Genomic DNA, 5,766 nt, shown 5'->3' on the forward strand with positions numbered 1-5,766 from the left:
ATAGACCTGGGAAATACTCTCATTGAATAAACGAGAAATTTGGTCAAAGGGCCGGGCAAAACTGTAGATTTCTTACCCAAAGCCTTGAGCACCGGTTTACAAATGTCTTCCGGTTTGAGCGCAATGTCCATTTGCATGTTGGCACGCTGAGCAAAACCAGTATTTACAGGGCCGGGTGCTACGCTGAGCACATCTACACCATGCGGTTTTAGCTCATGATACATGGCCTCCGCCAGAGATTGTACATAGGCCTTGGTAGCTGCATAGTTAGCGGCAAATGGTGCTCCCTGAAAACCCACCATACTACTGAGAAGTATAATTCCACCTTTTTTCTGACGCACAAATTTATCCGCAAAATGATGTGCGAGCCTTAATAAAGCGCCACAATTGACCTGCAGCATATCCATTTCATCCTTGGCGGTCGAGTTTTTTATTTCTCCTGATGTACCAAAGCCAGCAGCGGCCACCAGTAAGCTTATGTCGATGTTACCACACTGTCCAATCAGTTTTTCGACTTCTTCCGTGTTAGACAAATCTGCAGGTATAACTTTCGCTTCAATACCATATGCTTTGTTAAGGCTCTCAGCCAATTCGTTTAATTTATCCTCACTTCGGGCGGTAAGCACTACGTTTAAATTACATTGTGCGATAGCATCTGCCAGGGCGCGGCCAATGCCGGATGACGCCCCGGTTATGAGTGCCCAATCGCCATATTTATGTTTTATTTTATTTTTAAGTGATTGAGAAATGCTCATAACATAGACTTGTAAGACAATTCATAGAGGCCAATCAACCATATGATCGTCCACATGATGGTACGGTACCAATTTACTTTTACTAAATCGCTGGCGCGAGAAATGGGTACATCGTCATTGGTGATTTTATTGTGAAGCGGAACTGCGAAAAAGAAAGTGTTGACCCATACCAACACAACCAGTATGGCTGAGATAATATGAAAAATGTGAATTTGATAGAGTATCTGATAAGCGATGATGCCTACCTGAGCAAACATCAGCGGAGCTACAATTACCGTAATTCTTTGTTTGTATGATTTATGCCATCTGTTGAGGTCAACTTTTACGTAGTAACCAAAACCGGGGTAGACTATGAGCTGCGTCATCCAGATGAGAACAACCAGACCAAAATCTATCATTGAGCGCCACATTTCCATGCAGAATCAACCATTATCTTAGATTAATGTTTAGATGATGTGCTGCATTATAAAATACATAATCACTCACCTAACGCCACCTGGATCATATTTCTACATGGCGCTGGCGGTAGCAGTGCCGCCTGGAACCAACAGTGGGAGGCTTTTAAAAATGATTATAATTTATTGGCGATCGACCTGCGCGATCATGGGCAGTCAAAAAATATAGAGCCTGAGAAAAAGCGCTACTCTTTTGATTTAATCGCCCGTGACATCATACTGGTGATAGACCACTTAAAGATTGAGCGAGCGCACTTTATCACGCTCTCGTTTGGTAGCGTACTTATACAAGACCTTAGTATGAGAAAGCCGCAATTGGTAGATCGGGTGGTGATGGCAGGTGGTATTTTTAAGGCAAACTGGCTGGTCAAAGGGTTTGTGCATCTCGCCAGATTTTTCAATCTTTTTCTCAGCTATCCTCAAATGTATAGCGTGTTTTCTTATTTGCTCATGCCTAAAAAAAGGCACCAACTTTCCAGAAGAGTTTATCAGATTCATGCCCAGAAGATCACAAATAAAGAGTATCTCAAATGGCTGGGGCTGTATTCTACTTTTTTTATGACGCTCAGGAGATTCTACAATCAGGACATAAACTTTCCAGCCCTGGTGGTGATGGGGGAAGATGATTTTGTGTTTTTGAAAGCGGCCAAACGCTTTACAGATAAGCATGAAAACGTAAACCTAAAAGTTATACCCAAGGCCGGACATATCTGTAATATTGACAATCCAAAATCGTTTAATATCTTGGTGAAAGAATTTCTAACCACCCCTGCATCAACCACGCAACGTGTAGCCGTATGACCGAACTGATCTTAACCCGATATATTCACTTTTTAGGTATTATGATTGTCTTTGCCATGGTGGTGGTTGAGTTTGTGCTTATTCAGAAACAGGTGAGCAGAAAGTTGGTGAAAAAGCTTTTTGTAATCGATGGTATTTATGGCTTAAGTTCGCTCATTGTAGTTGCGGCTGGTTTATACCTTTGGTTTGGTACGGGCAAGCCTGAGGCTTATTACAATCAAAATGGGCTGTTTCATGCAAAAGTTGGCCTTTTCGTACTGGTAGGTATCTTGTCGCTATGGCCTACTGTTTTTTACTTTAAGAATAGAAAAGGAGCCTCTGATGATGTAATTACGATCCCATCAAGAATTAAGAAAATAGTATTGGTAGAGCTGGTTTTGCTGATTATTATCCCGGTTTTGGCCACACTTATGGCACAAGGAGTCGGCCTTTAACGGGCTCTTTTTTTTACTGATTTATTGAGCCACCTGCCGAAACGATTCCAGAAGTAATTTTGGCTCCAGTTCCAAATTCCGTAAAATCCGGGTTTTACAAAGCTATCGAGCTGCATGGTCACCACAGTTTTATCACTTTTTTTCTCTGTCCAGAATTGTAATCTGGCAGGCCTTATCCACCGCATAGAAAGAAAATAACTGCCATATAAATACTTGAGATCACGGTAGTTGGGTTCTATTTTACCAAGCACTCCTGTAAAAGACATAAATGGGCCATGGTGAGCATTAAAAACACCTTCTTCAAAATCTTTTTCCTGATCGGGTGTGCGAGCAAATTCTACACGATATGGCCATATCTGGTTGTCAGTAAAGGTTTTTGGGTCATTTAACCACTCCCAGATGGTTTCTTCTTTTTGATATACATCATACGTTTTTCTGATGGTGTGTACCTTAAAATCTGCAGGTAGAGGTTGGTGGGTTTTTAGACTTAGCATTTAATCATTTTGTCAGAAAACAACCCTATGAGTCCAAAAGTTATGGCAAGGCACATGACAGATGTCAGCTTCTGTCTTGATCAAGCTCAGTAGAATTAGGTGAAAAGAGCTGGAAATTTGATGTAAAGAAAATTTCTACACCATGAAAAACATCATAGTACCTGTCGACTTTTCAAAACAATCTAAGTATGCCCTGGAGCTGGCCTTGCAGATCGCAGACAAAAACAATTCAGAAATTGAAGTCATCCATGCGGTTGAATTTCCTGTGGGTGGGGTGATAGACCCCATTGGTATGGCTCCACCTCAGGGGTACGACAAAGAGTTTTTAGACCTTCTCAAAAGTAAGGGTGAGGAGCGAATGGATGCTTTTCTTGGAGGTGTTGATACAGAGAAACTCACCGTTTCTGTAGTTATAGGCAACCCGTATCGTACCATCGTGGATAAGCTACTGGAAGAGGAGCACGACCTGATCATCATGGGTACCAAGGGGGCTTCCGGCTTGAGAGAGTTCTTTATAGGCTCAAATACTGAAAAAGTAGTAAGAAGAGCCAGCTGTCCTGTAATGACGGTGAGAGAATCGATCAATGTAAATACCATAGACCATATTGCCTTTGCTACCGGAGGCATGGAGGTGTCAGAAAGTCTGATGAACCAATTGAAGCAGTTGCAGGAGTTTTTCAATGCCAAAATACACATGGTGAGAATCAACACACCCGGCAACTTTGAGAAAGACAGTGTGGCCTATCCAGCTTTACAAAAGGTGGCGGATCGCTACATGCTTCAAAACTATACGATCAACGTCTACAACGATATGTATGAGGAGGAGGGGATCATGGCTTTCGCTGAAAAAGTGAATGCCGATATGATCGCTATGGGAACTCATGGCCGAAGAGGATTTGCCAAATTGCTAATGGGTAGCCTCACAGAAGACGTAGTAAACCATGCCAATAAACTCATGTGGACTTACCACTTCGATTGATCGGTTTTGGGCTCAATATGACAATAATCATTTTGTAACCCATTGAATATCATGATAATATATCAGTTGTGGAGGCATATTGAGGTAACCAAATGCCACTATCATGTTACCCCTACAAAAAGAATACGTAAACAGATTAAAAGTAAGCCATCGCAAAACCAAAGCACAGCGACAGGCCGAAGTAGTCTCTTATCTCATTGCGCATAAAAAGCGTTCCTACAAAAAATTCAAAGCTGACGTAAAACTGTACTTTAGTCTAGGTTTGATGCTGAGTTTAGTCGTTGTAATTCTTCTCTTTGAATGGAAAACCTATGACAAGCAAGAGCTGGTAGAGATAGTGCAGGCAGGAGCTACTACCGAATCACTGATAGAAATACCGCTTACCAAGCAACCTCCACCACCACCAAATAAGATAGTGCAGCAGCCCAATATTATCGAAGTGAGTGAGGAGCAATTGGTAGAAGATATTACAGTCGATTTTGACGTTGAGATTACTGAAGAAGAAGCCATCAGTTATGAAGAACCAGTAGCGATTGAAATGGAAGAACCAGTCGAAGAAGTAGCAGAAGAAATTTTCACGATCGTAGAAGATCCTCCAGCACCAGAAGGGGGGCTACAGGCCTTTTTTAAGTATGTGGGGGAAGAAATTAATTACCCTGCCGGAGCCAGACGCTTAGGTATTGAGGGAAAGGTTTTCGTGCAGTTTGTGGTAAATACAGATGGCAGCCTGACTGATGTGGTGGTGATTAAAGGCATTGGTGGAGGTTGTGATGAAGAGGCGATTAGAGTTATAAAAAACGCACCTCACTGGGCGCCAGGTAAGCAAAGAGGGCAGCCGGTGCGAGTAAGAATGATGATACCCATATTCTTTACCCTGGGGTAAGTATCGGTTCCTTACTCAAAGTTTTCTTTGATCACTTGCTCTTTGTGCTCCTCGATGTGCGCAATGAGCGCTTCACCTGCCGGAGATAAACTCTTGCCCGAAGACCAAACGAGATTCCAGCTGGTCTTTACTGGGAGTTGCTTAAGGTTGACAGTCCGTAAATAATCAAGTTCTAATTCATGCCTTAATCCAATTAAAGGCATAATTGAGACACCGAGACCAGCCATTACAGCCTGTTTTACAGCTTCATTTGAGGTAAGTTCCATTTTACGCACAGGAGTGATCTGATGTTTTTCCAGATATATCTCCATAGCCATTCTGGTAGCAGAACCTTTCTCTCTAAAAATCCACGGATATTTATTCATATTCTTTACCCTAAACTGATTTATTTTATCGTAATACTGTCTTCCGCAAACCAGGTGAAGCACATTCTCCATAAGCTCAATTTTATTAAGCTTTAGCTCTGGTAGTACCGACACCAAGGCAAAATCTGTACTGTTATTGGCCAGACTTTCTACCACCAGTTGCTTATTGGTAACGTCTACATTGATGTCTACATTGGGGTGTTGGTTTACAAACTCTGTGAGAAAGTAGGGGATTACATACTTACCCGTAGACACCGAGGCAATTTGTAACTTACCTGTAAGCAATCCTTTGTACTGATTGGTAGTATCGTTGATGAGCTCCGCCCCCTCTAAAAGCTGCTCAGCCAATGCACTTATTTGTTTGCCAAAATCAGTGACAAAAAGCTTTCTTCCGATCACTTCTGTAAGGGGTATATCAAATTGTTCCTGCAATTTTTTGAGCTGAATTGATACCGCTGGCTGTGTTAGGAATAACGATTCTGCAGCTTTTGTAATACTCTGATATTCAACGACTTTGGTGAATACTTTCAGTTGGTGTAATGTGTAGTGCATAAATGTTAGTTTATGAATACCATAAATATATTAAATAAAAATTTATGA

Annotated in this window: 8 protein-coding genes; 4 read left to right on the plus strand and 4 right to left on the minus strand. The window is 41.7% G+C overall.

Annotated elements, in window-relative coordinates; translation table 11 throughout:
* A partial coding sequence (locus tag E1176_RS07515) for an SDR family NAD(P)-dependent oxidoreductase (protein WP_155209990.1) occupies positions 1-755 on the minus strand: 755 nt, incomplete at its 3' end.
* Positions 752-1,153 (minus strand): hypothetical protein, encoded by a 402-nt coding sequence (locus tag E1176_RS07520; RefSeq protein ID WP_222933110.1) that lies wholly within the window; start codon positions 1,151-1,153, stop codon positions 752-754. The genes E1176_RS07515 and E1176_RS07520, both read right to left, overlap by 4 nt.
* A gap of 57 nt (positions 1,154-1,210) precedes the next feature.
* On the opposite strand from E1176_RS07520, the gene E1176_RS07525 reads away from it, so the two are divergent.
* Together E1176_RS07525 and E1176_RS07530 are read left to right on the plus strand one after the other, a co-directional pair.
* Positions 1,211-2,011, plus strand: a complete 801-nt coding sequence (locus E1176_RS07525; protein WP_155209992.1) for an alpha/beta fold hydrolase — start codon at positions 1,211-1,213, stop codon at positions 2,009-2,011.
* Entirely contained in the window at positions 2,008-2,445 is a 438-nt protein-coding gene (locus E1176_RS07530; RefSeq protein ID WP_155209993.1) for a DUF2214 family protein, read from the plus strand. Before E1176_RS07525 ends, E1176_RS07530 begins: the two co-directional genes overlap by 4 nt.
* Here the strand turns inward: E1176_RS07530 and E1176_RS07535 are convergent.
* Positions 2,442-2,939, minus strand: a complete 498-nt coding sequence (locus tag E1176_RS07535) for a hypothetical protein (protein WP_155209994.1) — start codon at positions 2,937-2,939, stop codon at positions 2,442-2,444. The genes E1176_RS07530 and E1176_RS07535 overlap by 4 nt on opposite strands.
* A gap of 142 nt (positions 2,940-3,081) precedes the next feature.
* On the opposite strand from E1176_RS07535, the gene E1176_RS07540 reads away from it, so the two are divergent.
* Both E1176_RS07540 and E1176_RS07545 read left to right on the plus strand, forming a co-directional pair.
* Positions 3,082-3,918 (plus strand): universal stress protein, encoded by an 837-nt coding sequence (locus tag E1176_RS07540; RefSeq protein ID WP_155209995.1) that lies wholly within the window; start codon positions 3,082-3,084, stop codon positions 3,916-3,918.
* 103 nt (positions 3,919-4,021) lie between these two features.
* Positions 4,022-4,801, plus strand: a complete 780-nt coding sequence (locus E1176_RS07545) for a TonB family protein (RefSeq protein WP_155209996.1) — start codon at positions 4,022-4,024, stop codon at positions 4,799-4,801.
* An 11-nt stretch (positions 4,802-4,812) separates the two neighbouring features.
* Here E1176_RS07545 and E1176_RS07550 read toward each other — a convergent pair whose 3' ends face one another.
* Complete coding sequence (locus E1176_RS07550) at positions 4,813-5,718, minus strand: LysR family transcriptional regulator (RefSeq protein WP_155209997.1); 906 nt, start codon at positions 5,716-5,718, stop codon at positions 4,813-4,815.
* Positions 5,719-5,766: the final 48 nt, after the last annotated feature.

The organism is Fulvivirga aurantia (assembly GCF_009711475.1).
Lineage (GTDB): Bacteria > Bacteroidota > Bacteroidia > Cytophagales > Cyclobacteriaceae > Fulvivirga > Fulvivirga aurantia.